The sequence below is a fragment of the Alsobacter sp. KACC 23698 genome (assembly GCF_045348435.1).
In the GTDB taxonomy this organism is placed as follows: domain Bacteria; phylum Pseudomonadota; class Alphaproteobacteria; order Rhizobiales; family Beijerinckiaceae; genus Alsobacter.
The window spans coordinates 3251937-3277943 of the sequence record NZ_CP157484.1 but is presented as its reverse complement, the minus strand read 5'-3'; the positions used below and the strand labels follow the sequence as shown (position 1 = coordinate 3277943).

Below are 26007 nucleotides of genomic sequence, written 5' to 3'. Positions count from 1 at the left end.
GGTCAGCGGGCCGCCCACAGGAAGCCGCGCGTCATGAGCGTGCGGATCTCCGGCACGTCAAGCTCGTAGGCCCGGTGGCCAAGGGCCGAGTAGAAAACCCGGCCCTGGCCGAAGCGCTTCTTCCACACCACCGGCATGACGACGCCGTCGATCCAGGGCGCATGCTCGCCCGTGAAGGTGGTGGTGGCGAGCACTTCGTTGGCCGGGTCGACATGCATGTAGTACTGCTCCGAGCGGTGCTCGAAGCTCTCGATGCCGGCCATGATGGGATCGTCCGGGCGGGTCACGTCGACCTTGTAGTCGATGATGTTGCCCGGATGCGCGACCCACTGGCCGCCGCACATGAACTGGTAGTCCACCGCCTCCCGGAACGCGTCGCCCATGCCGCCGTGGTGGCCGGCGAGGCCGACGCCGCCCTTCACGGCCTCGCACAGGGCGGCGGCCTCGGGCTTCTCGATCTTCGCCATCGTGTAGATCGGGATGATCAGCGAGTAGTCCTTGATGGCGGGGTCGAGGAAGACCTCGGTCTTGGTCTCAACCCGCACCTCGAAGCCTTCGCGCTTCAGCCAGCCCCGGATCATGGAGGCGCAGAGGTCAGGGTCGTGGCCCGCCCATCCGCCCCAGACGATCATTGCAGTCCGCATGGTCATGTCCTCAATCGAGCTGGCCGGTGGGCAGGCCCGGCGGCAGCATGGCCGGGCGCTCCACGGTGGTTTCGAGCTTCACGCGCCGTCCCTCGTCGGACGAGGTCTGGAAGGCCTCCATGGCCTCCAGCGCATGCAGGGCCAGCGCGCCGCTGGCGCGGTGCGGCCGGTTGTTCTGGATGGCGGCCGCCATGTCGGCGACCCCAATGGAGCGGTACTCGCCCTCGGCGTTGCCGTGCGTGGTCGGCATGGCCTCGAAGTCGCCGCCGAGCTTGGCGACCATGACCTCGCCGCCGAAGCGGTTGGGATCGGGCACCAGGATGCTGCCCTTGGTGCCGTAGATCTCGATGGGCGTATGCCGGTGCTTGGGCACGTCGAAGCTCATCGCGATGGTGACCAGCGCGCCCGAGACGAACTCAAGCGTGCCGGCCACATGGGTGGCGACCTCGACCGGGATCATCTCGCCGTTCATGGGCTCGCTGGTGACGAGCCGCTCCTTGCGGAGCATCGAGACGGAGCCCATCACGGACGCGATGGGGCCGAGCAGCTGGATCAGGTCGGTGATGTAGTAGGGGCCCATGTCGAGCATCGGGCCGCCGCCGCGCAGGTAGTAGAAGCCGGGCGCCGGGTGCCAGCGCTCGTGGCCGGGGCACATGAAGAAGGCCGAGCCCGCCACCGGCGTCCCGATGGCGCCGTCGTCGATGAGCTTGCGGGCCGTCTGGTGGCCGCCGCCCAGGAAGGTGTCGGGCGCGCAGCCGACGCGCAGGTTCTTTTGCGCCGCGAGGTCCATCACCTTGCGGGCCTCGGCGACGTTCACGCCGAGCGGCTTTTCCGAATGCACGTGCTTGCCGGCGTTCAGCACCGCGAGGCTGACGTCGGTATGGGCCAGCGGCACCGTCAGGTTGACGACGATCTCGACGTCGTCGCGCTTCAGCAGCTGGTCCACCCGCATGGCGGGGACGTTGAACTCGCGGCCGCGCACGTCCGCCACGGACTGGCGCATGTCGGCTACGGCGCGCAGCTCGATATTGGGGAATTGCCGCATGGCGGTCATGTATTTCTGGCTGATGTTGCCACAGCCGATGACGCCGATCCCGGTCTTGCTCATGGGTCGCTCCGGTTGGTTGTTCTCGTCGCCGCTTCCGCTCAGCCCTTCACCGCGCCGGCCGTGAGGCCGGCGACGATGTGCTTTTGGGCGAGCAGGAACAGCAGGATGGTGGGAAGGATCGTGAGGGTGATGAAGGCCAGGATCAGGTGCCACTCGGACGAATATTCGCCCTGGTAGATCATGATGCCCAGCGGCCAGGGATAGCGCTCGTCGCTGTTCAGCATCACGAGCGGCACCAGGTAGGCGTTCCAGGAATTCACGAACGCGATGGTGCCGACGGTGGCCAGGATGGGCCGGGACAGCGGCAGCGTGACGTAGCGGAAGTAGTTGATATAGCTGCAGCCATCCACCAGCGCGGCCTCCAGCAGCTCCACCGGCAGGTCGCGGAAGAAACGCCGCAGCAGCAGGATGCTCATCGCCAGCGCGAAGGCGACCTGCGGCAGCACCACGCCGAAATAGCTGTCGAGCAGGCCGAGGTCCCGCACCTTGATGAACAGCGGCAGGATGGCGGTGGCGGCCGGGAACAGGAGCCCGAGCGTGATGTAGTTCAGCAGCATGGCGCTGCCGAAGAAGCGGACGTGCGCGAACACGAAGGCCGCCATGGAGGCGACGATCAGGGTGAGCGCCACCGTGAGGCTGGAGATCACCAGCGAGTTGCGCAGCAGGATCCAGTAGCGCGGCGAGCGGAGAATGCCGGCGTAGTTCTCCCACTCCCACACCTGCGGCAGGCCGAACGGGTTGGTGCGCAGCTCGCCGAGCGACTTGAAGCCGCCCAGCAGCGTGGCGACCAGCGGCGTGGCGACGAACACCACCACGACGGCCAGGAACAGGCCCTTGTAGAGCGCGGCGGGGTCGAAGGGCTTTCCGACGGCGGGCGAGGAGCTATTCATCGCGCATGAACCACCGCTTGTACGTGAACGCGAAGGTGACGCAGATCACGAAGAGGATGACGCCGACCGCGCTGCCGAAGCCCACCCGCATGCGCATGACGCCGAAGCTGTAGAGGAAGCTCACCAGCGTCTGCGACGAGTCGGCCGGGCCGCCGCGCGTCAGCGGCATCACGAGGTCGAAGAGCTGCAGCGAGCCCACCACGGCGAAGAAGGCCGAGAGCCGGATGGTGGGGTAGAGCAGCGGGATGATGATGAGCCGCACGGTCTGCCAGCGGGTCGCGCCGTCGATGCGGGCGGCCTCGATCAGGTTGCGATCCATGCCCTGCAGGGCGGCGATGAACAGCATCATGTGGAAGCCGAAATACTTCCACACCACCACGATCAGCACGGCGAGCATGGAGGTCTGCGTGCTGGCCAGCAGGTGAGGGGCCTCGGCCCCGAACTGGCGGTAGATGGCGGCCAGGAGGCCGTAGTCGCCGTCGTACACGAAGCTGAAGATCAGGCCCGTGGCGATCTCGGCCAGGATGTAGGGCATGAAGAACAGCATGCGCAGCGCCACCGCGCCGCGGAATTTCTCGGCCAGCAACAGCGCCAGCGTGAGCGCCAGCGGCAGCTGGATCAGCAGCGACACCGCGATGATCAGAAGGTTGTTGCGCAGCGCCAGGCCGAAGGCGCGCGTCTCGAACACGAAGCGGTAGTTGTCCCAGCCGACCCAGTTCTTCGGGCTGCCGAAGCCGTTCCAGTTGTAGCCGCTGTACCAGGCCGCCTCGGCGATCGGCAGCACCACGAAGATCGTGAACAGCAGCAGCGCCGGCGGCAGAAACAGCGCGATGGCGGTGAGCTTGCCGGATTGCATGGACCGGCGCGCCACGGTCGCGAGCATGGGCTTATTCCCGGGCATCTGTCGTGGGAGGCGAGGAGGCTGAGCCTCCCGAGGAGGCGTCGCCCTCGCGGGCGAGGTCGCCTCCCACGACGCGCTCAATTGCCCTGCCTCACGGCGTCCTGGATCGCCTGCGCAACCTGCTTGGCGTCCATGGAGCCGCCGGCCATCTCGGTGGTGGCGTCGTTCACGACGCGGCCGACATTGGGGCCGAGGTCCTGGTCATAGAAGTTCTGATGGTACTTGGACTTCGCCAGGTTGGCGGCGATCTGGCGCATGAACGGGCTGGCGAGCCCTTCCTCGGCGCCCTTAAAGGTCGGGATCAGGAAGTTGCCGGCCGCGAGGCGCTTCTGCACGTCGAGCGAGACGAAGTGCTTCAGGAAGGCGACCGCTTCCTTGGGAGCGCCCTTGGTGACCAGCCAGCCGTTGATGCCGCCGAGCGTGTCGGTGGGATCGCCCTGGCCGCCCGGCACGGTCGGGAAGTCGAACCAGCCGATGTTGTCGTCCGCGATGCCCTTCTTGTCGGCCGCGAGCGCCTTTTGCGTGTGGTAGAACGAGCTGATCGCCAGGATCATGGCGGCCTTGCCGTCGCCGAAGGCGCCGACCGCTTGCGGGTTCTTGAAGCCGAGGAAGCCGTTCTGGAAGGGCTGCAGGTCGACGAGCTGCTTGAAGAGCTCGCCCGACTTCAGGAACACCGGCCCGGCGAAGCCGCCGTTCTCGCCCTTCAGCGCGGCCTGGAAGGCCGGCTTGCCGCCCAGCCGCACGGCGAGGTTGGTCCAGTAGAAGTGCAGCGGCCACTTGTCCGCGCCGCCCGCCACGATGGGGGTGACGCCGGCAGCCTTGAGCTTCTTCACGGCGCCGAGCAGGTCGTCCCAGGTCTTGATCGCGGCCGGGTCGACGCCGCCCTTGGCCATGAGCTCCTTATTGACCATGAAGCCGACCTGCGACTGCGCATGCGGCACGCCGTAGATCTTGCCGTCCACCGTGAAGGCTGCGACGGCTGCTGGCGCAAGGTTGTCCTTGTACCCCTGCATGGACGCCGTGAGGTCCTCCAGCACGCCGGCCTCAACCTGCGACTTCAGCACGCCGCCGGCCCAGCTGTAGATGATGTGCGGGCGGTCCTTCGACTGCAGGATGGTCGGGAGCTTGGCCTTGTAGGCCTCGTTCTCGAGGAACTGCATCTCGACCTTGACGCCGGGGTTCTTGGCCTCGAAGTCGCGCGCGACCTCCTCCCAGATCTTCACCTGGTTGGGGTTCACCTCGATGTGGAGCCACTTCACGGTGGTCTGCGCGGCGGCCAACCCGGCCGTCATCACAAGCCCCGCGGCCGCAAGCGCAGCGCGCCTCAAAATGCTCATCGCGTCCTCCCCGGCAGTGGCGTTTCCCGCCCTGCCGGCGACCTTACCTCAGAATTTGAGGTACGCCACTCAAATCTGTATGGCGTGAGCGGTCGTGCGCGGGGCGCGGTGTACGAGGGGGAAAAGGCGGCCCGGGCTCGCGCGGGTTGAAGTTTGGGCAGCAGAATCGCGCACCGGCGACGCCACACTCTCCGTAGTAGTGCGTAGTCGGGCCGAATTGGGTGCGAATCTGCGCGAACAGGACGCGTTCGACGTCGGGCCGCCGCTGAGATGCGGTATGCTGGCTGATGCGTTCGATCAAGGAGATCACGGACTCGCGCGCCGAGATTGAACGGGCCCGGGACCTCATCGCGCAAATCCAGGCAGCCTGCGATCGCGCGCGGGTCGTGATCGCGGATTCCAAGCGCATCATGCATAAGAGCGCTGAGCGTGAGCGGATCGACCGAGAGCGCCAGCGTAGCGTCGCGGCGAGCAAGCGGGAACGCGAGCGGGCGGCGTCGAGACCCTAGCCGGCCGGCGCGGGTGCGTCCGCCACAATCCGGCCTCAGAGCATTCATGCAGGGTTCAGACCCTAAGCTCTAGGGTGCCAGCGTTGGTTGACCGGTTCCGGGCCGACCGCCGCGATGCGGAAGGGCGCCTGGGGCGGACAGTGGAGCATAGAATGAGACACCATCGCATCATCGCCGGAGCGCTCGCGGCCCTGACGATCGGGGCCACGGTGGCGGCCACCGCCACGCCGGCATCGGCTGACTACTACCGCTACGGCTATCGCCGCGGCTTCAACCCCGGGGCGGCCGCCGCCATCGGGGCGGTCGGCGGGCTGGCGCTCGGAGCCGCCATCGCCGGCTCGCGCCCGGCCTATGGGGCGCCCGTCTACGGCGCGGCTCCGGTCTATGGCGCTCCGGCCTATGGCGTCGCGCCGGCCTACGCCGAACCCGTGAACCAGTGCTACGAGACGCGCCGGCGCGTCTGGGTCCCCGGCTGGGGCTGGGATGTCCGCCGCCAGACCGTCTGCGACTACTGAGCAAGCCCGCGCATCATCCTGAACGAAAAAGGCCCCGCCGGATCGGCGGGGCCTTTTTCATGAGTGTTCGCCGGGTGAGCCGCGGGCGGGGAAAGCCGCCCGCGGCCAAGCCGATCAGTCGTCCGCGTAGATGTCGCGGTCCTTGGTCTCGGGGACCAGGATCAGGCCGAGCACGAAGGTGATCAGCGCGATCACGATCGGGTACCAGAGGCCGTAATAGATATCGCCGGTCTGGGCCACCATGGCGAAGGCCGTGGCGGGGAGAAGACCGCCGAACCAGCCGTTGCCGATGTGGTAGGGCAGCGACATGGAGGTGTAGCGGATGCGGGTCGGGAAGAGCTCGACCAGGGCCGCCGCGATCGGGCCGTACACCATCGTCACATAGACGACGAGGACGAACAGGATCGCGATCACCTTGAAGGGCTGCGGGCGGAAGATGTCGAAGGGATGCGACATCTTGACGATGCTGGGATCGCCCGCCTTCGGATAGCCGGCGGCCACGATGGCGGCCGTCAGGTTCTTGGTGAGGTCAGGCGACGCCTTGCCATCCGCGAACACGGCCACGTCCGTGCCGTTGACGTTGATCTTGGCGGGCTGTCCGGCCGGGCCGGCTGTGGTCGAATACTTCACGGCGCTCTTGGCGAGGGCGTCGCGGGCGACGTCGCAGGAGGACGTGAACTTGCGGGTGCCGACCGGATTGAACAGGTCGCCGCAATCGGCCGGATCGGCCACGACCTGGACCTTGGCGGTCTCGATCGCCTTCTCGAGCATCGGGTTCGCGGAGCCGGTCAGAGCCGTGAACAGCGGGAAGTAGGTGAGGGCGGCCAGCAGGCAGCCGGCGAGGATGATCGGCTTGCGGCCGATCTTGTCCGACAGCCAGCCGAACAGGACGAAGCCGCCGGTGCCGATGAGCAGCGACCAGGCGATCAGCAGGTTGGCCGTGTAGCCGTCGACCTTCAGGATAGATTGCAAGAAGAACAGCGCATAGAACTGGCCCGTGTACCAGACGACGCCCTGGCCGGCCACGAGGCCGACGAGCGCGATGATCACGACCTTCATGTTCTTCCACTGGCCGAACGCCTCCGACAGCGGAGCCTTCGACACGGTGCCTTCGGCCTTCATCTTCTGGAAGGCGGGCGACTCGTTGAGCTGCAGCCGGATCCAGACCGAGATGCCGAGGAGGGCGATGGAGACCAGGAACGGCACGCGCCAGGCCCAGGCCGCAAAGGCCTGCTCGCCCGCGATGGTGCGGGTGAACAGGATGACCAGCAGCGACAGGAAGAGGCCGAGCGTCGCGGTCGTCTGGATCCACGACGTGTAGAAGCCGCGGCGGCCCTGGGGGGCGTGCTCGGCCACATAGGTGGCGGCGCCGCCATATTCGCCGCCGAGCGCGAGGCCCTGCAGCAGGCGCAGGCCGATCAGAATGATCGGGGCCGCGATGCCGATGGAGGTCGAGCTGGGCAGGAGGCCGACGATGAAGGTCGACAGGCCCATGATCAGGATGGTGACCAGGAAGGTGTATTTGCGCCCGACGAGATCGCCGATGCGCCCGAACACCAGAGCGCCGAAGGGGCGAACGATGAAGCCGGCCGCGAAGGCCAGCAGCGCGAAGATGTTGCGGGTCGATTCATCGAACTGGCTGAAGAACTGCGCGCCGATGATCGTGGCGAGCGACCCGTAAAGGTAGAAGTCGTACCACTCGAAGACTGTGCCCAGCGATGATGCGAAGATCACTCGCTTTTCGTCGGCCGTCATCGGCCTTACGCGTTCTGCCCCAGCGGGGGCGGCTGCCATGGTCATGCCCTACTCCTTGCTTTCCCCTTGCCAGCCTGCGGGACGCGTGCGCCCTCCAGGCGCGCCGGCGAGGGCGCGTCCGATGAGCAGGACTGGCGATCCAAGTTGTTCACGGTCGCCTCCACGGAGCGCAAACCGGGTCTTTCCCCCACATGCGCCGCAGCGGCGCCGTTGTCCCAAGTCGCCCGCCGGCGCGCCGGTCGGGTGCTTCGTTGTTCTTGTTCGACTCGGATTCACACACCGAGGCGGTTGAATGGACGATACAGGAGCCCGACGAAGCCCGGGATTCAACCTTCGTCTAGAAGAGGGGGACTTCGGCCGCGGCGGGACCGTCCTCAAGGACGATCAACTTCGGCAGGAACTCCGCCCCTATCGGCTTTATAGACCGAGACCCGCCGGCTGATCAGCCGTGCTTTGGTCTTGCGACTATGGTTTTGCTTGAAGAGGAGCATCCGCGCCAAAGCCGCGTCGGGCCCGCTGCGGCCGGCGGCAGGTCGGGCTGAACGGAAAAAACGCTGGGAACTCAGGCGTTCATACACTATTTGTTAAGATATGTGCGGCGTTGCGTTCAGGAGTCACTCGATGAAGTCCAATTGGCGTTTCATCTTGGGAGCATCGACCCTCGCGGCCGCAGCCGCCTTCGCCGCCTTCCCCGCGCAAGCCGGCGCTGGCCCGGGGCGCTCCATCGCGGTCCGCGCCTCCGCCACGGCGCCGGGAGCCGTCGCGCCGGTTCGGCCTGGGGCCGCGGTCGCAATGCGCAAAGCCGGGCAGGGGTGGGATCGTCCTCGCTGGGGCCATGGCCGGGAGGCGTGGCGCCACGACCACGGCCGTCCCTGGCGCCGGGACCGGGCCTGGGGCCTCTACGACGCCGCTGGGTACGGCTATGGCTATGGCTATGGCTATGGCTACGGCTTCGGTCCTGCCGCCCCGGCCTATGGGGCGGGCTTGCTCGACGGGCGCCTGCTCGAGGCCACGCCGGAGTTGCAGTTGCCCACCAAGTTCGATCTGCCGAGGGTCGCGGGTTATCACAGCGCCGAGGCCGCGGCGCCGATGTTCTATGCGATCGACGACGGCTTCGAAGGCGCGCCGCCCCGTTTGGCCGCCCGCGTCGGCGTCGCGCCGTCCGCCCGCATCGTCACGGTCGGGGTGGACCAGGGCTTCGCCAGCGGCCGGGCGAGCCCGCGCATCATCTCCGTCCCGGCGCGCTGAGCCGCAGACGCTCCGGGCCTGTCTCAGCCTGCGGCGCCGAGCGCCCTCGTGATGGCGTAGAGCGCCACAGCGGCGGCGTTGGACACGTTCAGGCTCTTGATGGCGCCCGGCATGTCCAGCCGCGCGAGCGCGTCGCAGCGCTCGCGCGTCAGGCGCCGCAAGCCCTTGCCTTCCGCGCCGAGCACCAGCGCGATGGGACGCGTCGCGACAGCCTGCTCCATGACGACCGGACCTTCCGAATCCAGCCCGATGCGCCAATAGCCGAGGTCCCCCAGGACCGTGAGGGCCTGGGCGAGATTGCCCACCGTCATGATCGGCACATGCTCGAGGCCTCCCGACGCCGTCTTGGCGAGCACTCCGACGGCCTCCGGGCTATGCCGATCCGTCATCACCAGCGCGGTGACGCCGAAGGCCGCGGCGCTGCGCAGGATGGCGCCGACATTGTGCGGATCGGTGACCTGGTCCAGCACCAGCACCAGCCCGTCTTCCGGAAGGTCGTGGATGTCCAGCGGCTGAAGCGGCTCGACCTCGGCGACCACGCCCTGGTGGACCGAGTCCTCGCCCACCATGCGGTCGATCTGCTCCGGGCCCACGATGGCGGGCGCGACCTTGGGATCCGGGACCATGAGGGCGAGGCGCTGCGCCGCGTTCTCGGTGGCGAAGACCGCATGGACTTTCCGGCGCGGATTGCCCAGCGCCTCGGCGACGCTGTGGAAGCCATAGAGGCGCTGGCGCCCGTGCGGGGCCTGCTCCCGCTCCGGCCTGCGCGGCCGCGCGGCGTCGCGACCCGAGGGTTCGCGTCCGGCCTGCGCACGTTCCGAGCCAGGACGCGCGTCCGCCGGGCGCCCCGGCCGACCCGCGCGGCCGTCGTCCTTCGGGCGACCGCGGCTCTCCTTGCGGGGATCCCAGCCGCCCTGGGCGGCCGCAGGCCGCTGCGGTGGTTTGCCCGAACCGCGTTTGCTCATGTCGTTCTCCTCGCGGCCGGGTGTGACATGGACGGAGTCAAGGCGCAACGGTGCGGATCCTCGCGTGTCCTGCCCGATATCAAGACGGCGCTTAACGTCATTTTCAGCCGACTGGAGGAGACTTCGGGCTTGAGGCGCCTGCGCCGCTCTCGCTGGAAGGTTATCCTGCATGAAAGCCCTCACGGCGCGCCAGGCGCTCTGGATCGCGCGCAGCTTCGTCCTGCTCGTGGGTGGGACGGTGGTCAGCGCCAAGCTGATGGACCGGATGGCGGTCATGGCGCTTCCCCTTGGTCTGCGCAACCAGGCCTTCATCGGGACCGATTTCTCGAGTTTCTATGGCGCGTCCTTGCTGATCCTCGATGGCCGGCCGGCGAGCGTCTATGACGTCGCTCTGCACAAGGCCGCCCAGGTTTGCGCGCTGGGGCCGCTGGCGGATTATTATCAGTTCTTCTACCCGCCGATGTTCCTGCTGGCCGTCGCGCCGCTGGGGTTGCTGCCCTATTTGACCTCGGCGGTCGTCTGGTGCCTGGCGACCCTGGCGCCATGCGTCTGGGTGCTGCGCCGGTGGGCCCCGCCGCAGATCGACGTTCTGGCGATCCTCCTGTTTCCCGCAGTCACGATCACGATCGTCCATGGCCAGAACGCCTTTCTGACGACCGCGCTGTTCGGCGCCGCCATCCTGTATCTCGACAAGCGTCCGGCGCTCGCGGGCGTGTTCATCGGCCTCCTGGCGATCAAGCCGCATCTCGGGCTTCTCTTCCCGATCTATCTGCTGGCGATGGGACGCTGGTCGACGATCCTTTGGGCGGTCACGACCGTGCTGGCCCTGGCGCTCGCGACCACTCTGGCGTTCGGCGGCGACGTCTGGGCCGGCTATGCGGGCATCCAGGAGTCGGCGAAGCTCTTCCTGGAGACCAGGCATGTCCATACCGGCAAGATGCAGAGCCTCTTCATGATGGCGCGCAGCCTGGGGGCGTCCACAGCCATCGGCTATGGCGTCCAGACCCTGGCGGGTCTCGGCGTCGCCGCCCTGGTCGTCGTGGCGGCGCGCCGCAAGCGGGCGGACACGTTGGCCATGGGCGCCTTGCTGGCGTCGGGATCGCTCCTGACCACGCCCTTCCTGTTGCGCTATGACCTGATGCTGCTCGCCATCCCGCTCATCTGGCTGGTGAAGGCCGGATTGGAGAGCGGCTTTCGTCCAGGCGAGCTCGCGGTCGTCGCGCTCTCCTTCATGACGCCGATGATCCCGCCGGAATTCGCCCAGAGCACGGATGTCCTGCTGGCGCCGCTGCTGAACGGCTTCCTGTTCGCGGTCGTCGCGCAGCGGGCGCTGACGGGGACGTCGCCCGGCCTCGCATCGAATCACGTCGGCGGCGGATTTCCCGCCCGGAGCGCGGCACCGAGGGCCGAAACGTCGGCCGCGTGAGCGGCGGCGCCGGAGGGCTCGGGAAAAATCCCGGCCGCGCCTGTGGCTTCGTCTTTTGAGTGTTGACAGTGCGGCGAGCGGCCACCATAAGACGCCCCGCAGACGGACCCCGGGCGGTGCGACTGTTCCGCGTCTCGTGTAGCGTTCCTTCGCGCACGGATCCGGGCGTGGAGGAGTGTCCCGAGCGGCAAAGGGGGCGGACTGTAAATCCGCTGGCTAAGCCTTCGTAGGTTCGAGTCCTACCTCCTCCACCATTTCCCCTCCCGGTTGGCCACCTTTCCGGCGCCGAGGATGGGTCGGCTAGACTGCGAACCATGCGCATCCTTCTCCCCGCCGTCATCGTCGCCGCTTGCCTGACTGGGGCCATCGCGGCCCGAGCCGACGCGCGGCAGGCCGAATCCTGCGCCTCGCAGCTTGGACCGGAGCCGCGCCTGATCTACGACGCCAGCGCCTCCGGGGCGGCCGGGGCGACGGACCTGAAGGCGTTCCTGATCGGAAAGGTCAAGTCGCTCGTCATGCAAGGCAAGGTCGCCAGGGCCAGCGCCAGGGCCTCTGCGGAGGCCGCGGGACCCTGCCTGGCGGCGCTGCGGCGGTAGGCGGGGAGGCCGCGGCGAGGCGCCGGGAAGGATCGCGGGGCCTGCGCCCGGTGCGGCCGTCCCCCATTGCCAAGCGCAGCCAGACACGGCATAAACCGCGCCGCGGGCGGGTGTAGCTCAATGGTAGAGCAGCAGCCTTCCAAGCTGAATACGAGGGTTCGATTCCCTTCACCCGCTCCAATCTTCACCCTCACGAGAACTGGCGATCCTGCGGTCGGGCGCGTTTGCGTGCGTCGCGCTTGCGGTTTTGAGCAAAACGCTCTAATCGCACGCCCGTTTGATCACCCTTGCCGGCGTCGTCCGGCTGTCGAGGACTGAGACACGGCCATGGCCAAGGAAAAATTCGCGCGGACTAAGCCGCACTGCAACATCGGCACGATTGGTCACGTCGACCACGGCAAGACGTCGCTGACGGCGGCGATCACGAAGGTTCTGGCCGAGTCGGGCGGGGCCACGTTCACGGCGTATGACCAGATCGACAAGGCGCCGGAAGAGAAGGCGCGCGGCATCACGATCTCGACGGCTCACGTGGAGTACGAGACGAAGAACCGCCACTACGCGCATGTCGACTGCCCCGGGCACGCCGACTATGTGAAGAACATGATCACGGGCGCGGCGCAGATGGACGGCGCGATCCTGGTGGTGTCGGCGGCCGACGGCCCGATGCCGCAGACGCGCGAGCACATCCTGCTGGCTCGCCAGGTCGGCGTTCCGGCGCTGGTGGTGTTCATGAACAAGGTCGACATGGTCGACGACCCGGAGCTCCTGGAGCTGGTCGAGCTGGAGGTGCGCGAGCTCCTGGCCAAGTACGACTTCCCGGGCGACGACATCCCGATCGTCAAGGGCTCGGCGCTGGCGGCGCTGGAGAACAAGACGCCGGAGATCGGCCATGACGCGATCCTGAAGCTGATGGAGGCGGTCGACAGCTACATCCCGCAGCCGGAGCGTCCGAAGGACCAGCCCTTCCTGATGCCGGTGGAGGACGTGTTCTCGATCTCGGGCCGCGGCACGGTGGTGACGGGGCGCATCGAGCGCGGCATCGTCAAGGTGGGCGAGGAAATCGAAATCATCGGCCTGAAGGCGACCGTGAAGACGACGGTGACGGGCGTGGAGATGTTCCGCAAGCTGCTCGACCAGGGCGAGGCGGGCGACAATGTCGGCTGCCTGCTGCGCGGCACCAAGCGCGAGGACGTCGAGCGCGGCCAGGTTCTGGCCAAGCCCGGCTCGGTGAAGCCGCACACGAAGTTCACGGCCGAGGCCTACATCCTGACCAAGGAGGAGGGCGGGCGCCACACGCCGTTCTTCACCAACTACCGTCCGCAGTTCTATTTCCGCACGACGGACGTGACCGGCATGGTGAAGCTGCCCGAGGGCACCGAGATGGTGATGCCGGGCGACAACGTCACCATGGAAGTCGAGCTGATCGCGCCCATCGCCATGGAGGAGAAGCTGCGCTTCGCCATCCGTGAAGGCGGCCGCACCGTCGGCGCCGGCGTGGTGGCGAGCATCATCGCGTAAGCGGCCCGTCGCCGTCAGGCTTGTCGGAAGGGGACGCAACTGCATCCCCTTTTCGCATCAGGACAAGGGTCCGGTCGGCGCGCCAGGGGCGCGTCGAAAAACGCTTCCGCAGACGCGGTCCCTCTTGCATCGGGCGCAAAGATGCGGCATCTACGCGCCGTGGCCGCCTGCGGCGGCCGCATAGGGGCTTAGCTCAGCTGGTTAGAGCGGCGGTCTCCAAAACCGCAGGTCGAGAGTTCGAGTCCCTCAGCCCCTGCCAATTCGAAAAGCCCTCGGACCTGCGTCCGGGGGCTTTTCACGTTCAGGCGCGTGCTAGCACGAGACCATTCTGTTCGACCCCAACCCAGCCGAGCGCGCGGCGGGTGACCAGCACGAACAGCGCGATGATCACAAGCGGCGCGATCAGGACGCGCCCGTGAAGCGCAATCTCGAGCGGCGCCATCGGGAGCATGAAAGCCAGGATCCCGATCGCGGCCTCGTTGGGCCGAAACCCTGTCCGTTTCGCTTCGCTGTACATCCAGAGCATGGGGACAGAGAGCAGCATGAGATCGTAGCGCAGCATGAAAGGGGTGATCAGAAGAGCGCCGGCGATCGTCACCGCACCGACAGCGCGCGGCGAGCGGACCTTCCAGGCGACCCAAAACACCGTTGCGGCGACGACAACCGCAACTGCGCCCTGCGCGGCGTAGGCGAGCGAAACGGGGCTTCCCAGAATGCGCATCATGGCGAAGACGCTCTGCATCTTCTCATCGCCGATATGATTCTGCTCCAGGGCCAAGGCGGCCTTGGGGGCGAGGACCAGATAGGCTCGCCATGTTTCCAGCCCGAAGACGGCGAGGGACGCCAGCGCGAAAGCCGCAACCGTTCCGGCCGCCGCAAACACCGTGCGCCACCGCCCGGACGCGACGAGGACGAGCGGAATCAGGATGCCGAAATGCGGCTTGAACGCCAGGGCTCCAAACAGGATCCCGGCCAGAACCGGCCGACGGTCTAGGATCAGGAACGCCCCTCCCAGCAGAACGGTGGTGAGAAAGGCGTTCTGCCCGTGCGCAATGGTCATCATGACGGCCGGAAGGCTCGCCAGATGCCAAATGCTCAGTCCGCTCGGGGCCCAGCGGCGCAGCATCGCGAAGCACGCACCCATGGGCGGGGTCAGCCAGGCCGCGAGCGCCGCGAAATAAGAGAGCTTGGCGAGCGGGTAGCAGATCAGCAGGAACAGCGGCGGGTAAAAGAAGGCGTAGTAGCCATCGCCTTTCGGAAAGACCGCAAGTTGGGCCGCGCTGTGCTTGTCCATGTCGTACACGTCCGCCGGCCGGCCCGCCAAAGCGAGATCGGAGGCGGAGTAGAAGCTTAGGAAATCGGTCCCGAGATATCGATGCCAGCCGAAGTCGACCGTTTTATCCCATTGCATCGCGGGAAGAATGAACGCGCCGAACCACGCCGCCACTCCGACCAGGATGCAAAATCTCAGCGCGATTTTTTCGTCGAAAGGCCGGTCCTTTCTGAGCCAGACGGAGAGGTCGGCCCAAATCGCACTACGGGTTGCGGTCATGCCCATGGCGGCCTCGTCAGCGTCGGTTGCGGGTGTTTGGGGCGGGAGAAGGCGACTGACGCGTCACTTGCGCCAGACGAGGCGGGCGCTGACGGCGTAGTTCCAGGTCGCTCCCATGACGATGCCGGCGAGGCCTGCCGCCCACCAGGTCTGATCGTGCTCGAACAGCCAAGTGGCGACCCCGATATTGGCGAGCGCGCTCAGCGAGCAGATGCCGCAGAACATCGCCAGCCCGCGCAGCCAGGCCCAGCCGCGCAGGCGGGCGTTGCGGTAGGTGGTCAGATTATTGACCACGAAGTTGCACGCCATGGCGACGAGGGTCGCCAGCGTCTGGGCGGCGAAGAATGTCAGGCCCGCCAGAAGCGCCACTTTCAGGGCGGCCAGGTGGAGCACGACGCCGACGCCGCCGACCAGCAGGAAGCTGACGAAGCTGACCGGCACGACCCCGCGGGTCAGCTTGCTGACGATGAGGCCAAGGAAATCGAGCGCCACTTTGGCGTCGAACTTGGATACTCCGGCGTGACGCTGGCGGAACTCGTATCCGAGTTCCTTGACGCGCGTCGTCTCGGGGCTCGAGGCCAGGATGTCAGCCAAGATCTTGAATCCTTCCGGGCAAAGCTGGGGCGCGGCGTCCTCGACGACCTCGCGCCGGAGCATGAAGAAGCCGCTCATCGTGTCCTTGACCGCGGTGCGCAGCACGGCTTGCGCGAAGCGCCGGCCCAGCTTGCTGATGACCTGGCGCGTCGCGTTGAAGCCCGCGTCCGCCGCGCCGCCTTCGACGAAGCGGCTGCCCACCACGATCTCGCAGCGGTCCTCGCGCAACTCCGTCAGCATCTTCGGCAGGAGCGTCTCGTCATGCTGCAGATCGCCGTCGATCACGGCGACGTAGGGCGCAGCCGAGGACAGGATGCCTTCGATGCAGGCGCCGGACAGGCCGCGACGGCCGACCCGCCGCAGGCACCGGATCCGGCTGTCGCGACGCGACAGGCTCTTGGCGAGCGCGGACGTCCCGTCCGGACTGTCGTCGTCGACGAACACCATCTCCCAGTTGACCCCGTCCAGCGCCACATGCAGCCGGTTGACGAGTTCACGGAGATTCTGGCGCTCATTGTAGGTCGGGACCACAACGGTCAGAATCGGCGGCAGGGTCCGCAGAGGCGCGGAGGCGCCGGCCGGGACTGCGTTCGGGAGCCGCATCGAAGCGGCCGCTGCAATGTCTTTCGTCATGAGCGCAGCATGGGGCCGCACCGCTTAACAATCGACAAAACGGGAGCCGCCTTCAGCCCCCGATCCCGCCAACATCCTTGCGGAAGCGTGAAGGCGTCGCGGCGATCGCTTGACCCGCGCGTCGCTTTGCCCTAATCGGTCGGCTCTTCCCAAGACGTTTCGTGTTCTCGCGGCCACCCGGCCCCCGAGCGCTTGGTCGAGAGGACGGGGCGGTCTTGCCGCCTCACGCTTCCGGTGGTGTGCATGGCCAAGACCAGTCCGTTCGAATTCATCCAGCAGGTCCGCTCCGAGGCCGAGAAAGTCACTTGGCCGACCCGCAAGGAAACCCTGGTGACCACCGGCATGGTGTTCCTCATGGTCGTCCTGGCGAGCGTGTTCTTCCTGTTTTCCGATATGATCATCCGCTGGATCGTCGCGCTCGTGCTCGGCGTAGGGCGGTAAGGAGAAACGCGCGTCATGGCCATGCGCTGGTACATCGTCCACGCCTATTCGAACTTCGAGAACAAGGTCGCGCAGTCGATCCGGGATCAGGCCGCCCAGCGCCATCTCGAGGAGAAGTTCGAGGAGGTGATGGTGCCGACCGAGAAGGTCGTCGAGGTGCGCCGCGGTCGCAAGATCGACACCGAGCGCAAGTTCTTCCCCGGCTACGTGCTGGTGAAGTGCGACATGACGGACGACGTCTACCATCTCATCAAGAACACCCCGAAGGTGACGGGCTTCCTCGGCACCGACAAGAAGCCGATGCCGATCCCCGATCGCGAAGCCGAGCGCATCAAGGGCCAGGTGGCCGACGGCGTCGAGCGTCCGAAGCCCTCCATAGCCTTCGAGATCGGCGAACAGGTGCGCGTGTCCGATGGGCCCTTCGCGTCGTTCAACGGCGTGGTCGAGGAGGTCGACGAGAGCCGCGCCCGCCTCAAGGTCGCGGTCTCGATCTTCGGGCGCGCCACCCCGGTGGAGCTCGAATACGCCCAGGTGGAGAAGGTCTGAGGCTTCGCCGCGGGATCGCCGGTTCGCTCGTCCTCGCGAGATGGCCCGACCCTTTGCTTGAATTTCCCGGCCGTGTCGGCTAGGGAGACGCGCCCCGGTTCGCCGGGGCGATCCACGCCCCGGTTCGCCGGGGCGTTCCACTGCGGGAGGCATGCCCGGTCGCCAGCCGGGAGACCATGCCGCACCGCGAACTGCAAACCCGGCGCGGAGGGCCCATCGCCCGACCGCGCCAGCCGGCGTTCCCGAGAGGGCCGCCGGTCTTCCGAGGAGCAGCCATCATGGCGAAGAAGATCACGGGCTACGTGAAGCTTCAGGTTCCGGCCGGCGCGGCGAACCCGTCGCCCCCGATCGGACCTGCGCTGGGTCAGCGCGGCCTGAACATCATGGAATTCTGCAAGGCCTTCAATGCGCGCACCGCGCAGATGGAGAAGGGCACCCCGATCCCGGTGGTCATCACCGCGTATCAGGATCGCTCCTTCACGTTCGAGATGAAGCAGCCTCCGGTCACCTACTTCCTGAAGCGGGCGGCCAATCTCAAGCTCGGCAAGAAGCCCGCTTCCGGGCACAAGACCCCGGGCCGCGGCTTCATCGGCAAGGTGACGCGCGAGCAGATCCGCGAGATCGCCGAAAAGAAGATGCCTGACCTCAACTGCTCGACCATCGAGTCGGCCGCGCAGATGATCGAAGGCTCCGCCCGTTCCATGGGCCTCGAGGTGGTGGGTTGATCATGGCGAAGATTGCAAAGCGCGTCCGCTCCACCCGTGAGGGCATCGACCGGGTCAAGCTGTACCCGATCTCCGACGCCGTGAGCCTCGTCAAGGAGCGCGCCACGGCCAAGTTCGACGAGACGATCGAAGTCGCGATGAATCTCGGCGTCGATCCGCGTCACGCCGACCAGATGGTCCGCGGCGTCTGCAACCTGCCGAACGGCTCGGGCCGCGACGTCCGCGTCGCCGTGTTCGCGCGCGGCGGCAAGGCCGACGAGGCGAGGGCCGCCGGGGCCGACATCGTCGGCGCCGAGGATCTCGTCGAGATCATCAACTCGGGCAAGATCGACTTCGACCGCTGCATCGCGACCCCGGACATGATGCCGCTCGTCGGCCGCCTGGGTAAGGTGCTCGGCCCGCGCGGCCTGATGCCGAACCCGAAGGTCGGCACCGTGACCCCGGACGTCGCCGGCGCGGTGAAGGCCGCCAAGGGCGGCGCCGTCGAGTTCCGCGTCGAGAAGGCGGGCATCGTGCACGCCGGCGTCGGCAAGGCCTCGTTCGACGCCGACAAGCTCATCGAGAACATCCGCGCTTTCGCCGACGCCGTGTCGCGCGCCAAGCCGGCCGGCGCGAAGGGCACCTATGTGCAGCGCATCGCGATCTCCTCGACGATGGGCCCGGGCGTCAAGATCGACCCGTCCAGCGTCATCGGCGGAGCGACCCAGGCCAACGCCTGATCGCCTGACCGCTCTCGAATGGAGAAGGGCCTCGCTTCGGTGGGGCCCTTTTCGTTTCCGGCGCTTGCACAAACCCTGGCTCCCATGTGCACGCTGAAGGCTCCGGAACCGCCGGGTCAGCCGGGCGGTTCTGGCCGCGGACCCTCCCATGCGTTCCGGCCTCCGGCTTCGGCGGCCGGGTTTCGCCCCCTCGAACCCAAGAGCAGCGCCATGGCCAAGAAGAGCAAGAAGCAGAACGATTCGGAGTTCGTGCTCTATAACGTCACCTATGAGGACGGGACCCTGAGCTCGAACCGCAAGGTGCCGCGGGAGGCCGTCAGCAGCCTCGACGCCGACAAGGAGATCCGCGCCATCATCGAGGCGCAGGATCGCGAGATCGCCGAGAAGTCGGGCCGCTCGCGCGGGCCGGTCAAGAAGGTCGCCCGCGTCCCCAGCTGAGCGCGTCCGCGCCGCAGATCGCGCCTACCGGACGCCTTCGCGGATGCGGCGGGAGAAGTCCGGGTCGTCCGCCGGCCCTGGCGCTTTTGCGGCGATGTGCGATTGGGCGACGAGGCTTTTCAGCGGCGCGTCACGGCGCAGGAAGCCGGCGTCGTATAGATAGCCGGGCAGATAGCCCGAGAAGAGCACGCGCCAGTCGCGCGGGACGCCGGGATCCAGCACCCGGGCCATGCCGAAGATCACGGTCGTGCAGTTGGTCGTGAGCGAGTTGTACCAGCGCGGGCTCGCCGCCGCCTCGTTGGCCATGGCCACATAGGACATCAGCAGCCGCCGGGCGGTCTGGGGCCGGATGTCGATCCTGTAGAGCCGCACGTCCTCGTGGCGAACCGTGGCCCGCACCTTGACCACGTCGCGTTCGTCGGCGGCGATGAAGGCGAGTTCGTAGCGTCGGAAAAAGCCCGCCACGGACGAGAACTGCTCGCCGCGCCGGCGTCGGATCTCGATGGAGAAGGCCAGGGGAGGGGACCCGTCGAAGGCGAAGCTCACGATGGCGTGGGCGATGGCTTCGCCAGCCCAGTAGGACAGGAAGAGGTCGGCGCCGGCGATGCGGTCGAGGTCGTAGCGGCGTGTCTCCCACCGCTCGTCGAAGTCCTCGTCGGTGCGCCAGACGAAATCGCGCACATTCTCGACCACCAGCGTGGAGCCCTCGACGCGGGCGGTGACGGTTCGGGCGACGTCGGGCGCCCAGTCGCGGTCGTTGGAGGGCAGGATCGTCGACCACCAGGCCAGGATCGCCACGGCGAGGCCGGCCAGCGCCGGCCAGGCGAACCGGGCGCGGCCGCGAAGCGCCATGGCCAGCAGGACCACGACGGCGATCGTCCAGATCGCCGGCGGCGCGGCGCGGCCCGCCTCGCCGAAGGGGGCCTGAAACCAGAGCGCCAGGGCGCCCCACGCCGCCATGCCCAGCGTCGCGAGCGTCGAAGTCACGATCAGGAGCAGGCCCGCCGCGCGTCTCATGCCGTTCTCCGTCGCCTATCAGACCCGCGAGGCCTTGATTCGGCAAAGCGCAGGGTCCATATCGGCTTTCCGGCGCCTCATCGCGACCGTTTCGCCCCTGGGCCTGTGGCGTTGCGCCGCCGCCGCCCTGTGGAACACGTTCATTGTTTCGCCTTTTGCGCTTGGCATTCGTGTCCAAAGCGTCTATGGACACTCGATGAGTTCCAGACATCGCGTGCAGATCATGCCTTTTGGCCCGTTTTGCACGTCCAAGTTTCCGGTCAGGTAACTGGCCGGGACGGCCGGCAAGCCCAAGGGGAAACCCTCTGGTCTTGGCCGGCCATGTCCTGTCCGAGACTGCAGGCGCCTCATCTTCGGATGAGCATAATTCAAGCGGCTTCGGCCGTGCGGGCCTGCACAGACGGGGAAGACCAGTTTTGGGGACCGCAAGGTCCTGAGTTGGTTCGAACCTTCAGACCGGGTAGGGGTCGCCGCGAGGCGGTCCAGATCCGGGGACAGGCACGTCGGAAGCGTCGTCGGCCGGGCTCGCCCGGAAGGCGGCATTCAGCAACCGGCGGGACATCTGTCCCCGCCAACCGGAGAGAGCCCCGTGGAAAAAGCGGCTAAGCGTGAGCTCGTCGGCACGCTCAATACGGTCTTCAACGAGACCAGCGTCGTCGTCGTCGCCCACTACGCCGGCCTCACGGTCGCCGACATGCAGAAGCTGCGCGCGCAGATGAAGCAGGCCGGCGCATCCGTGAAGGTGGCGAAAAACCGCCTCGCCAAGATCGCTCTCGAAGGCACGGACGTCGCTTCGATCGGAGCCCTCCTGAAGGGCCCCACGCTGCTGGCTTACAGCAGCGACCCCGTTGCGGCTGCCAAGGTCGCCGTCGACTTCTCCAAGACCAACGACAAGCTCGTGATTCTTGGCGGAGCGATGGGTAAGACCGCTCTGAACACGGATGGCGTCAAGGCTTTGGCCACGATGCCGTCCCTGGACGAACTGCGCGCCAAGCTCGTCGGCCTCATCCAGGCTCCGGCGACGAAGATCGCTCAGCTCTCCACCGCGCCGGCGGCCAAGCTCGCCCGCGTGTTCGGAGCCTATGCCAAGAGAGACGCGGCGTAAGGCCGTTCCGTCCCATCTCGCACCAGAAGCTGGTTCGAACACCAACTCCAAGGAAGTACAACTATGGCTGATCTGTCCAAGCTCGTTGACGAGCTCTCGTCCCTGACCGTTCTCGAGGCCGCCGAGCTCGCGAAGCTCCTCGAAGAGAAGTGGGGCGTCTCCGCCGCCGCCGCCGTGGCGGTCGCCGCTCCGGCCGCCGGCGCCGCGGCTCCGGCCGCCGAGGAGCAGACCGAGTTCACGGTCGTCCTCGCCGCCGCCGGCGAGAAGAAGATCGAGGTCATCAAGGAGGTCCGCGCGATCACCGGCCTCGGCCTCAAGGAGGCCAAGGACCTGGTCGAAGGCGCTCCGAAGCCCGTGAAGGAGTCGGTCTCGAAGGAAGAGGCCAACAAGCTCAAGGAGCAGCTCGAGAAGGCCGGCGCCAAGGTCGAGCTCAAGTAATCCGCGCGCCGCGCATGCGGCGCGTCGTCGAACGCGCAGCCTAGCGGCTGCGTCGCGGTCCCGGGGCCCGTCGCCCCGGGACCTTCTTGCCGTCGAGGCGACCACGACCAGCGGTTCCGTCAACCGTTGGCCGCTGCGGCGCCGGGCGGACCAGGCAGGGCCGGAAGGCCGATATCACGGACGCCGACACCGACCGGCATGGGCTGCGGCGCCATGCGGGGGATGACGGGGCGGTCGATCCGAAGGAGTGAGGAACGAGATGGCTCAGACGTTCACCGGCCGGAAGCGTGTGCGCAAGTTCTTCGGACATATCCGCGAGGTCGCGGAGATGCCGAACCTCATCGAGGTTCAGAAGGCGTCCTACGACCAGTTTCTCCAGGTCGAGGAACCTGCGGGCGGACGTCCGGACGAAGGCTTGCAGTCCGTCTTCAAGTCCGTGTTCCCGATCTCCGATTTTTCGGGCGCGTCCTTGCTGGAATTCGTCAAGTTCACGTTCGAGCAGCCGAAATACGACGTCGACGAGTGCCGCCAGCGCGGCATGACCTTCGCGGCTCCCCTCAAGGTGACGCTGCGCCTCATCGTGTTCGATGTGGACCCCGACACCGGCGCCAAGTCCGTCAAGGACATCAAGGAGCAGGACGTCTACATGGGCGACATGCCGCTCATGACGTCGAACGGCACCTTCATCGTCAACGGCACCGAGCGCGTCATCGTCTCGCAGATGCACCGTTCGCCGGGCGTGTTCTTCGACCATGACAAGGGCAAGACCCATTCCTCGGGCAAGCTCCTGTTCGCCGCCCGCATCATCCCGTATCGCGGCTCCTGGCTCGACATCGAGTTCGACGCCAAGGACATCGTGTACGCCCGCATCGACCGGCGCCGGAAGATCCCGGCGACGTCGCTGCTCTATGCGCTCGGCATGGACGGCGAGGAGATCCTGAGCACGTTCTACAAGCACGTGCCCTACACCCGCGAGAAGTCCGGCTGGCGCGTGCCTTTCGACGCCGAGCGGATGAAGGGCATGAAGGTCGTCAACGACCTTATCGACGCCGACAGCGGCGAGCTGGTGCTCGAAGCCGGCAAGAAGCTGACCGTGCGTTCGGCCCGCCTCATCGCCGAGAAGGGCGTCAAGGCCCTGCGGGCGACCGACGAGGACCTCTACGGCCAGTACATCGCCGAGGACCTGGTCAATCCGTCGACCGGCGAGATCTTCGCCGAGGCCGGCGAGGAGATCTCGGAGAAGTCGCTGAAGGCCCTGATCGACGCCGGTTTCGACGAGATCCCGGTGCTCGACATCGACCACGTCAATATCGGCCCGTATATCCGCAACACGCTGGCGGTGGACAAGAACTCCTCGCGCGAAGAGGCGCTGTTCGACATCTACCGGGTGATGCGCCCGGGCGAGCCGCCGACGGTCGACACCGCCGAGGCCATGTTCCACTCGCTGTTCTTCGACGCGGAGCGCTACGACCTCTCGGCCGTGGGCCGCGTGAAGATGAACATGCGCCTGGACCTCGACGCCGAGGACACGGTGCGCATCCTGCGCAAGGCCGACATCGTCGCGGTGGTGCGCGGCCTCGTGGATCTTCGCGACGGCAAGGGCGAGATCGACGACATTGACCATCTCGGCAACCGCCGCGTGCGCTCGGTCGGCGAGCTCATGGAGAACCAGTACCGCGTCGGCCTGCTGCGCATGGAGCGCGCCATCAAGGAGCGCATGTCGTCCGTCGACATCGACACCGTGATGCCGCAGGACCTGATCAACGCGAAGCCGGCGGCTGCCGCCGTGCGCGAGTTCTTCGGCTCCTCGCAGCTGTCGCAGTTCATGGACCAGACGAACCCGCTGTCGGAGATCACCCACAAGCGCCGCCTGTCGGCCCTTGGACCGGGCGGCCTGACGCGCGAGCGCGCCGGCTTCGAGGTGCGCGACGTGCATCCGACGCATTACGGCCGCATCTGCCCGATCGAGACGCCGGAAGGCCCGAACATCGGTCTGATCAACTCGCTGGCGACCTTCGCGCGCGTCAACAAGTATGGCTTCATCGAGAGCCCCTACCGCAAGGTAAAGGACGGCGAACTCACCTCCGAGGTGGTCTACATGTCCGCCATGGAGGAGGGAAAGCACTACGTCGCCCAGGCGAACGTGTCGGTGGACGCCGCCGGCAAGCTGACTGAGGATCTCGTGGTCGTGCGTCACGCCGGCGACGTCATCGTCGTGCCAGTGGACCGCGTGGACTACATGGACGTGTCGCCCAAGCAGCTCGTCTCGGTGGCGGCCGCGCTCATCCCGTTCCTGGAGAACGACGACGCGAACCGCGCCCTCATGGGCTCCAACATGCAGCGCCAGGCCGTGCCGCTGGTCCGCGCCGACGCCCCCTTCGTGGGCACCGGCATGGAAGCCATCGTGGCGCGCGACTCCGGCGCGGCGATCGCGGCCCGCCGGGCCGGCGTGATCGACCAGGTGGACGCCACCCGCATCGTCATCCGCGCCACGGACGACCTCGATCCGTCGAAGTCGGGCGTCGACATCTACCGCCTGATGAAGTTCCAGCGTTCCAACCAGAACACCTGCATCAACCAGAAGCCGCTGGTGTCGGTGGGCGACGTGGTCCGCAAGGGCGACATCATCGCCGACGGCCCCTCGACGGAGCTGGGCGAGCTGGCGCTCGGGCGCAACGTGCTCGTCGCGTTCATGCCGTGGAACGGCTACAACTTCGAGGACTCGATCCTGCTCTCCGAGCGGATCGCCAAGGAGGACGTGTTCACCTCGATTCACATCGAGGAGTTCGAGGTGATGGCCCGCGACACCAAGCTCGGGCCCGAGGAGATCACGCGCGACATTCCGAACGTGTCGGAAGAGGCGCTGAAGAACCTCGACGAAGCCGGCATCGTCTATATCGGCGCGGAAGTGAATGCGGGCGACATCCTCGTCGGCAAGATCACCCCGAAGGGCGAAAGCCCGATGACGCCGGAAGAGAAGCTGCTGCGCGCCATCTTCGGCGAGAAGGCGTCCGACGTCCGCGACACCTCGCTCCGCGTGCCCCCGGGCGTGCAGGGCACGATCGTGGAAGTGCGCGTGTTCAACCGCCACGGCGTGGACAAGGACGAGCGCGCGCAGGCGATCGAGCGCGAGGAGATCGAGCGTCTCGCGAAGGACCGCGACGACGAGCTCGCGATCCTCGACCGCAACGTCTATGCGCGGCTCGGCGAGACGCTGCTCGGGCAGTTCGGCATCGCGGGTCCCAAGGGCTTCAAGAAGGAGTCCGAGATCACCCGCGAGGCGCTGGACCAGTCGCCGCGGTCTCAGTGGTGGACCTACGCGGTGTCGGACGACGCCGTGATGTCCGACCTGGAGGCCATGCGCAAGCAGTACGACGAGGCGAAGAAGGGTCTCGAGCAGCGGTTCCTCGACAAGGTCGAGAAGCTGCAGCGCGGCGACGAGCTTCCCCCCGGCGTGATGAAGATGGTCAAGGTCTTCGTCGCCGTGAAGCGCAAGATCCAGCCGGGCGACAAGATGGCCGGCCGGCACGGCAACAAGGGCGTCGTCTCGCGCATCGTTCCGATCGAAGACATGCCGTTCCTGGAGGACGGCACCCATGTGGACATCGTGCTCAACCCGCTGGGCGTGCCGTCGCGCATGAATGTCGGGCAGATCCTCGAGACCCATATGGGCTGGGCCTGCGCGGGCCTCGGCAAGAAGATCGGCGATGCGGTCGACGCCTATCGGCGCGCGGCCGGCATCGGCCAGCTGAAGGACACGCTGAACGACGTCTATGGCGACCACGAGACCATCCAGTCGCTGGACGACGAGGGGCTCGTGACGCTCGGCGAGAACCTGCGGCGCGGCGTTCCGATCGCCACGCCGGTGTTCGACGGCGCCAAGGAGAAGGACATCGAGGAGATGCTGGAGAAGGCTGGCCTCAACCAGTCCGGCCAGGTCACCCTCTATGACGGCCGCTCCGGCGAGACCTTCGACCGCAAGGTCACGGTCGGCTACATCTACATGCTGAAGCTGCATCACCTGGTGGACGACAAGATCCACGCCCGGTCGATCGGTCCGTACAGCCTCGTCACCCAGCAGCCGCTGGGCGGAAAGGCGCAGTTCGGCGGCCAGCGCTTCGGCGAGATGGAGGTGTGGGCGCTGGAGGCCTATGGGGCGGCGTACACCCTGCAGGAGATGCTGACCGTCAAGTCGGACGACGTCGCGGGCCGCACCAAGGTCTACGAGGCGATCGTGCGCGGCGACGACACCTTCGAGGCGGGCATCCCGGAGAGCTTCAACGTGCTCGTCAAGGAAATGCGCTCGCTGGGCCTCAACGTGGAGCTCACCAACTCCAAGAAGGCGGCGAACGACCTCCCGCCGTCCGAGGCGGCCGAATAAACGACA

General features: G+C 67.0%; 24 protein-coding genes and 3 tRNA genes. 17 read left to right on the top strand and 10 right to left on the bottom strand.

The features are described from left to right. Nucleotides 1-2: 2 nt before the first annotated feature. From ABEG18_RS15540 to ABEG18_RS15520, 5 genes are all read right to left on the bottom strand, one after another. Nucleotides 3-644: a ThuA domain-containing protein gene (locus ABEG18_RS15540; RefSeq protein ID WP_188518496.1), complete on the bottom strand. Its 642-nt coding sequence runs from the start codon at nucleotides 642-644 to the stop codon at nucleotides 3-5. A 10-nt stretch (nucleotides 645-654) separates the two neighbouring features. Next, complete coding sequence (locus tag ABEG18_RS15535; RefSeq protein ID WP_406853959.1) at nucleotides 655-1752, bottom strand: Gfo/Idh/MocA family protein; 1098 nt, start codon at nucleotides 1750-1752, stop codon at nucleotides 655-657. Between the two features lie 38 nt (nucleotides 1753-1790). Then, nucleotides 1791-2642 (bottom strand): carbohydrate ABC transporter permease, encoded by an 852-nt coding sequence (locus ABEG18_RS15530; protein WP_406853958.1) that lies wholly within the window; start codon nucleotides 2640-2642, stop codon nucleotides 1791-1793. Next, the gene (locus tag ABEG18_RS15525) at nucleotides 2635-3525 is read right to left on the bottom strand and encodes a carbohydrate ABC transporter permease (protein WP_406853957.1); all 891 of its coding nucleotides are present in this window, start codon (nucleotides 3523-3525) and stop codon (nucleotides 2635-2637) included. Before ABEG18_RS15525 ends, ABEG18_RS15530 begins: the two co-directional genes overlap by 8 nt. Nucleotides 3526-3620: 95 nt before the next feature. Further along, complete coding sequence (locus tag ABEG18_RS15520; RefSeq protein WP_406853956.1) at nucleotides 3621-4880, bottom strand: extracellular solute-binding protein; 1260 nt, start codon at nucleotides 4878-4880, stop codon at nucleotides 3621-3623. A gap of 287 nt (nucleotides 4881-5167) precedes the next feature. On the opposite strand from ABEG18_RS15520, the gene ABEG18_RS15515 reads away from it, so the two are divergent. Both ABEG18_RS15515 and ABEG18_RS15510 read left to right on the top strand, forming a co-directional pair. Next, a complete protein-coding gene (locus tag ABEG18_RS15515; protein ID WP_406853955.1) occupies nucleotides 5168-5389 on the top strand; it encodes a hypothetical protein in 222 nt (73 codons plus the stop codon). 152 nt (nucleotides 5390-5541) lie between these two features. Then, on the top strand, nucleotides 5542-5904 hold the full coding sequence (locus tag ABEG18_RS15510) for a hypothetical protein (protein ID WP_406853954.1): 363 nt from the start codon (nucleotides 5542-5544) through the stop codon (nucleotides 5902-5904). Between the two features lie 114 nt (nucleotides 5905-6018). Here ABEG18_RS15510 and ABEG18_RS15505 read toward each other — a convergent pair whose 3' ends face one another. Beyond that, nucleotides 6019-7704 carry an MFS transporter gene (locus tag ABEG18_RS15505; protein ID WP_406853953.1) on the bottom strand — a complete coding sequence of 562 codons (1686 nt, stop codon included), beginning with the start codon at nucleotides 7702-7704 and terminating at the stop codon, nucleotides 6019-6021. 576 nt (nucleotides 7705-8280) lie between these two features. Between ABEG18_RS15505 and ABEG18_RS15500 the strand changes: the two genes are divergently transcribed. Continuing rightward, nucleotides 8281-8907 carry a hypothetical protein gene (locus ABEG18_RS15500; RefSeq protein WP_406853952.1) on the top strand — a complete coding sequence of 209 codons (627 nt, stop codon included), beginning with the start codon at nucleotides 8281-8283 and terminating at the stop codon, nucleotides 8905-8907. 23 nt (nucleotides 8908-8930) lie between these two features. On the opposite strand, the gene rlmB is transcribed toward ABEG18_RS15500, so the two are convergent. Further along, the gene (gene rlmB, locus ABEG18_RS15495) at nucleotides 8931-9872 is read right to left on the bottom strand and encodes a 23S rRNA (guanosine(2251)-2'-O)-methyltransferase RlmB (protein WP_406853951.1); all 942 of its coding nucleotides are present in this window, start codon (nucleotides 9870-9872) and stop codon (nucleotides 8931-8933) included. Between the two features lie 169 nt (nucleotides 9873-10041). On the opposite strand from rlmB, the gene ABEG18_RS15490 reads away from it, so the two are divergent. From ABEG18_RS15490 to ABEG18_RS15465, 6 genes are all read left to right on the top strand, one after another. Continuing rightward, a complete protein-coding gene (locus ABEG18_RS15490; RefSeq protein WP_406853950.1) occupies nucleotides 10042-11298 on the top strand; it encodes a glycosyltransferase family 87 protein in 1257 nt (418 codons plus the stop codon). Between the two features lie 169 nt (nucleotides 11299-11467). Next, a tRNA-Tyr gene (locus ABEG18_RS15485) sits at nucleotides 11468-11552 on the top strand. A gap of 60 nt (nucleotides 11553-11612) precedes the next feature. Beyond that, complete coding sequence (locus ABEG18_RS15480; protein ID WP_406853949.1) at nucleotides 11613-11894, top strand: hypothetical protein; 282 nt, start codon at nucleotides 11613-11615, stop codon at nucleotides 11892-11894. 106 nt (nucleotides 11895-12000) lie between these two features. Then, a tRNA-Gly gene (locus tag ABEG18_RS15475) sits at nucleotides 12001-12074 on the top strand. 147 nt (nucleotides 12075-12221) lie between these two features. Next, entirely contained in the window at nucleotides 12222-13412 is a 1191-nt protein-coding gene (gene tuf, locus ABEG18_RS15470) for an elongation factor Tu (protein ID WP_406853929.1), read from the top strand. Between the two features lie 182 nt (nucleotides 13413-13594). Beyond that, nucleotides 13595-13671: transfer RNA gene (locus tag ABEG18_RS15465), tRNA-Trp, on the top strand. 42 nt (nucleotides 13672-13713) lie between these two features. On the opposite strand, the gene ABEG18_RS15460 is transcribed toward ABEG18_RS15465, so the two are convergent. Both ABEG18_RS15460 and ABEG18_RS15455 read right to left on the bottom strand, forming a co-directional pair. Then, nucleotides 13714-14970 (bottom strand): glycosyltransferase family 87 protein, encoded by a 1257-nt coding sequence (locus tag ABEG18_RS15460; RefSeq protein WP_406853948.1) that lies wholly within the window; start codon nucleotides 14968-14970, stop codon nucleotides 13714-13716. 57 nt (nucleotides 14971-15027) lie between these two features. Then, nucleotides 15028-16191, bottom strand: a complete 1164-nt coding sequence (locus tag ABEG18_RS15455) for a glycosyltransferase (protein WP_406853947.1) — start codon at nucleotides 16189-16191, stop codon at nucleotides 15028-15030. Between the two features lie 243 nt (nucleotides 16192-16434). Here ABEG18_RS15455 and secE point away from each other — a divergent pair, with 243 nt between their 5' ends. The 5 genes from secE (at nucleotide 16435) to ABEG18_RS15430 (ending at nucleotide 19060) form a co-directional block, all read left to right on the top strand. Continuing rightward, complete coding sequence (gene secE, locus ABEG18_RS15450; RefSeq protein WP_406853946.1) at nucleotides 16435-16632, top strand: preprotein translocase subunit SecE; 198 nt, start codon at nucleotides 16435-16437, stop codon at nucleotides 16630-16632. Between the two features lie 15 nt (nucleotides 16633-16647). Next, nucleotides 16648-17178: a transcription termination/antitermination protein NusG gene (gene nusG / locus ABEG18_RS15445; RefSeq protein WP_406853945.1), complete on the top strand. Its 531-nt coding sequence runs from the start codon at nucleotides 16648-16650 to the stop codon at nucleotides 17176-17178. Nucleotides 17179-17456: 278 nt separating this feature from the next. Continuing rightward, nucleotides 17457-17903 carry a 50S ribosomal protein L11 gene (gene rplK / locus ABEG18_RS15440; protein WP_406853944.1) on the top strand — a complete coding sequence of 149 codons (447 nt, stop codon included), beginning with the start codon at nucleotides 17457-17459 and terminating at the stop codon, nucleotides 17901-17903. Between the two features lie 2 nt (nucleotides 17904-17905). Next, nucleotides 17906-18622 carry a 50S ribosomal protein L1 gene (gene rplA / locus ABEG18_RS15435; protein WP_406853943.1) on the top strand — a complete coding sequence of 239 codons (717 nt, stop codon included), beginning with the start codon at nucleotides 17906-17908 and terminating at the stop codon, nucleotides 18620-18622. A 210-nt stretch (nucleotides 18623-18832) separates the two neighbouring features. Beyond that, nucleotides 18833-19060: a hypothetical protein gene (locus tag ABEG18_RS15430; protein WP_406853942.1), complete on the top strand. Its 228-nt coding sequence runs from the start codon at nucleotides 18833-18835 to the stop codon at nucleotides 19058-19060. Nucleotides 19061-19084: 24 nt separating this feature from the next. Here the strand turns inward: ABEG18_RS15430 and ABEG18_RS15425 are convergent, their stop codons facing one another. Then, complete coding sequence (locus tag ABEG18_RS15425) at nucleotides 19085-20077, bottom strand: DUF4105 domain-containing protein (protein WP_406853941.1); 993 nt, start codon at nucleotides 20075-20077, stop codon at nucleotides 19085-19087. A gap of 589 nt (nucleotides 20078-20666) precedes the next feature. Here ABEG18_RS15425 and rplJ point away from each other — a divergent pair. From rplJ to rpoB, 3 genes are all read left to right on the top strand, one after another. Further along, the gene (gene rplJ / locus ABEG18_RS15420; protein WP_406853940.1) at nucleotides 20667-21182 is read left to right on the top strand and encodes a 50S ribosomal protein L10; all 516 of its coding nucleotides are present in this window, start codon (nucleotides 20667-20669) and stop codon (nucleotides 21180-21182) included. A 63-nt stretch (nucleotides 21183-21245) separates the two neighbouring features. After that, on the top strand, nucleotides 21246-21620 hold the full coding sequence (rplL, locus tag ABEG18_RS15415; protein ID WP_406853939.1) for a 50S ribosomal protein L7/L12: 375 nt from the start codon (nucleotides 21246-21248) through the stop codon (nucleotides 21618-21620). A 259-nt stretch (nucleotides 21621-21879) separates the two neighbouring features. After that, nucleotides 21880-26001 (top strand): DNA-directed RNA polymerase subunit beta, encoded by a 4122-nt coding sequence (gene rpoB, locus ABEG18_RS15410; RefSeq protein ID WP_406853938.1) that lies wholly within the window; start codon nucleotides 21880-21882, stop codon nucleotides 25999-26001. Nucleotides 26002-26007 lie beyond the last annotated feature (6 nt).

Coding starts and splice junctions, on each gene's coding strand:
- ABEG18_RS15540 (WP_188518496.1), bottom strand. CDS start 644: ATGCGGACTGCAATGATCGTCTGGGGCGGATGGGCGGGCCACGACCCT.
- ABEG18_RS15535 (WP_406853959.1), bottom strand. CDS start 1,752: ATGAGCAAGACCGGGATCGGCGTCATCGGCTGTGGCAACATCAGCCAG.
- ABEG18_RS15530 (WP_406853958.1), bottom strand. CDS start 2,642: ATGAATAGCTCCTCGCCCGCCGTCGGAAAGCCCTTCGACCCCGCCGCG.
- ABEG18_RS15525 (WP_406853957.1), bottom strand. CDS start 3,525: ATGCTCGCGACCGTGGCGCGCCGGTCCATGCAATCCGGCAAGCTCACC.
- ABEG18_RS15520 (WP_406853956.1), bottom strand. CDS start 4,880: ATGAGCATTTTGAGGCGCGCTGCGCTTGCGGCCGCGGGGCTTGTGATG.
- ABEG18_RS15515 (WP_406853955.1), top strand. CDS start 5,168: ATGCGTTCGATCAAGGAGATCACGGACTCGCGCGCCGAGATTGAACGG.
- ABEG18_RS15510 (WP_406853954.1), top strand. CDS start 5,542: ATGAGACACCATCGCATCATCGCCGGAGCGCTCGCGGCCCTGACGATC.
- ABEG18_RS15505 (WP_406853953.1), bottom strand. CDS start 7,704: ATGACCATGGCAGCCGCCCCCGCTGGGGCAGAACGCGTAAGGCCGATG.
- ABEG18_RS15500 (WP_406853952.1), top strand. CDS start 8,281: ATGAAGTCCAATTGGCGTTTCATCTTGGGAGCATCGACCCTCGCGGCC.
- rlmB (WP_406853951.1), bottom strand. CDS start 9,872: ATGAGCAAACGCGGTTCGGGCAAACCACCGCAGCGGCCTGCGGCCGCC.
- ABEG18_RS15490 (WP_406853950.1), top strand. CDS start 10,042: ATGAAAGCCCTCACGGCGCGCCAGGCGCTCTGGATCGCGCGCAGCTTC.
- ABEG18_RS15480 (WP_406853949.1), top strand. CDS start 11,613: ATGCGCATCCTTCTCCCCGCCGTCATCGTCGCCGCTTGCCTGACTGGG.
- tuf (WP_406853929.1), top strand. CDS start 12,222: ATGGCCAAGGAAAAATTCGCGCGGACTAAGCCGCACTGCAACATCGGC.
- ABEG18_RS15460 (WP_406853948.1), bottom strand. CDS start 14,970: ATGGGCATGACCGCAACCCGTAGTGCGATTTGGGCCGACCTCTCCGTC.
- ABEG18_RS15455 (WP_406853947.1), bottom strand. CDS start 16,191: ATGACGAAAGACATTGCAGCGGCCGCTTCGATGCGGCTCCCGAACGCA.
- secE (WP_406853946.1), top strand. CDS start 16,435: ATGGCCAAGACCAGTCCGTTCGAATTCATCCAGCAGGTCCGCTCCGAG.
- nusG (WP_406853945.1), top strand. CDS start 16,648: ATGGCCATGCGCTGGTACATCGTCCACGCCTATTCGAACTTCGAGAAC.
- rplK (WP_406853944.1), top strand. CDS start 17,457: ATGGCGAAGAAGATCACGGGCTACGTGAAGCTTCAGGTTCCGGCCGGC.
- rplA (WP_406853943.1), top strand. CDS start 17,906: ATGGCGAAGATTGCAAAGCGCGTCCGCTCCACCCGTGAGGGCATCGAC.
- ABEG18_RS15430 (WP_406853942.1), top strand. CDS start 18,833: ATGGCCAAGAAGAGCAAGAAGCAGAACGATTCGGAGTTCGTGCTCTAT.
- ABEG18_RS15425 (WP_406853941.1), bottom strand. CDS start 20,077: ATGAGACGCGCGGCGGGCCTGCTCCTGATCGTGACTTCGACGCTCGCG.
- rplL (WP_406853939.1), top strand. CDS start 21,246: ATGGCTGATCTGTCCAAGCTCGTTGACGAGCTCTCGTCCCTGACCGTT.
- rpoB (WP_406853938.1), top strand. CDS start 21,880: ATGGCTCAGACGTTCACCGGCCGGAAGCGTGTGCGCAAGTTCTTCGGA.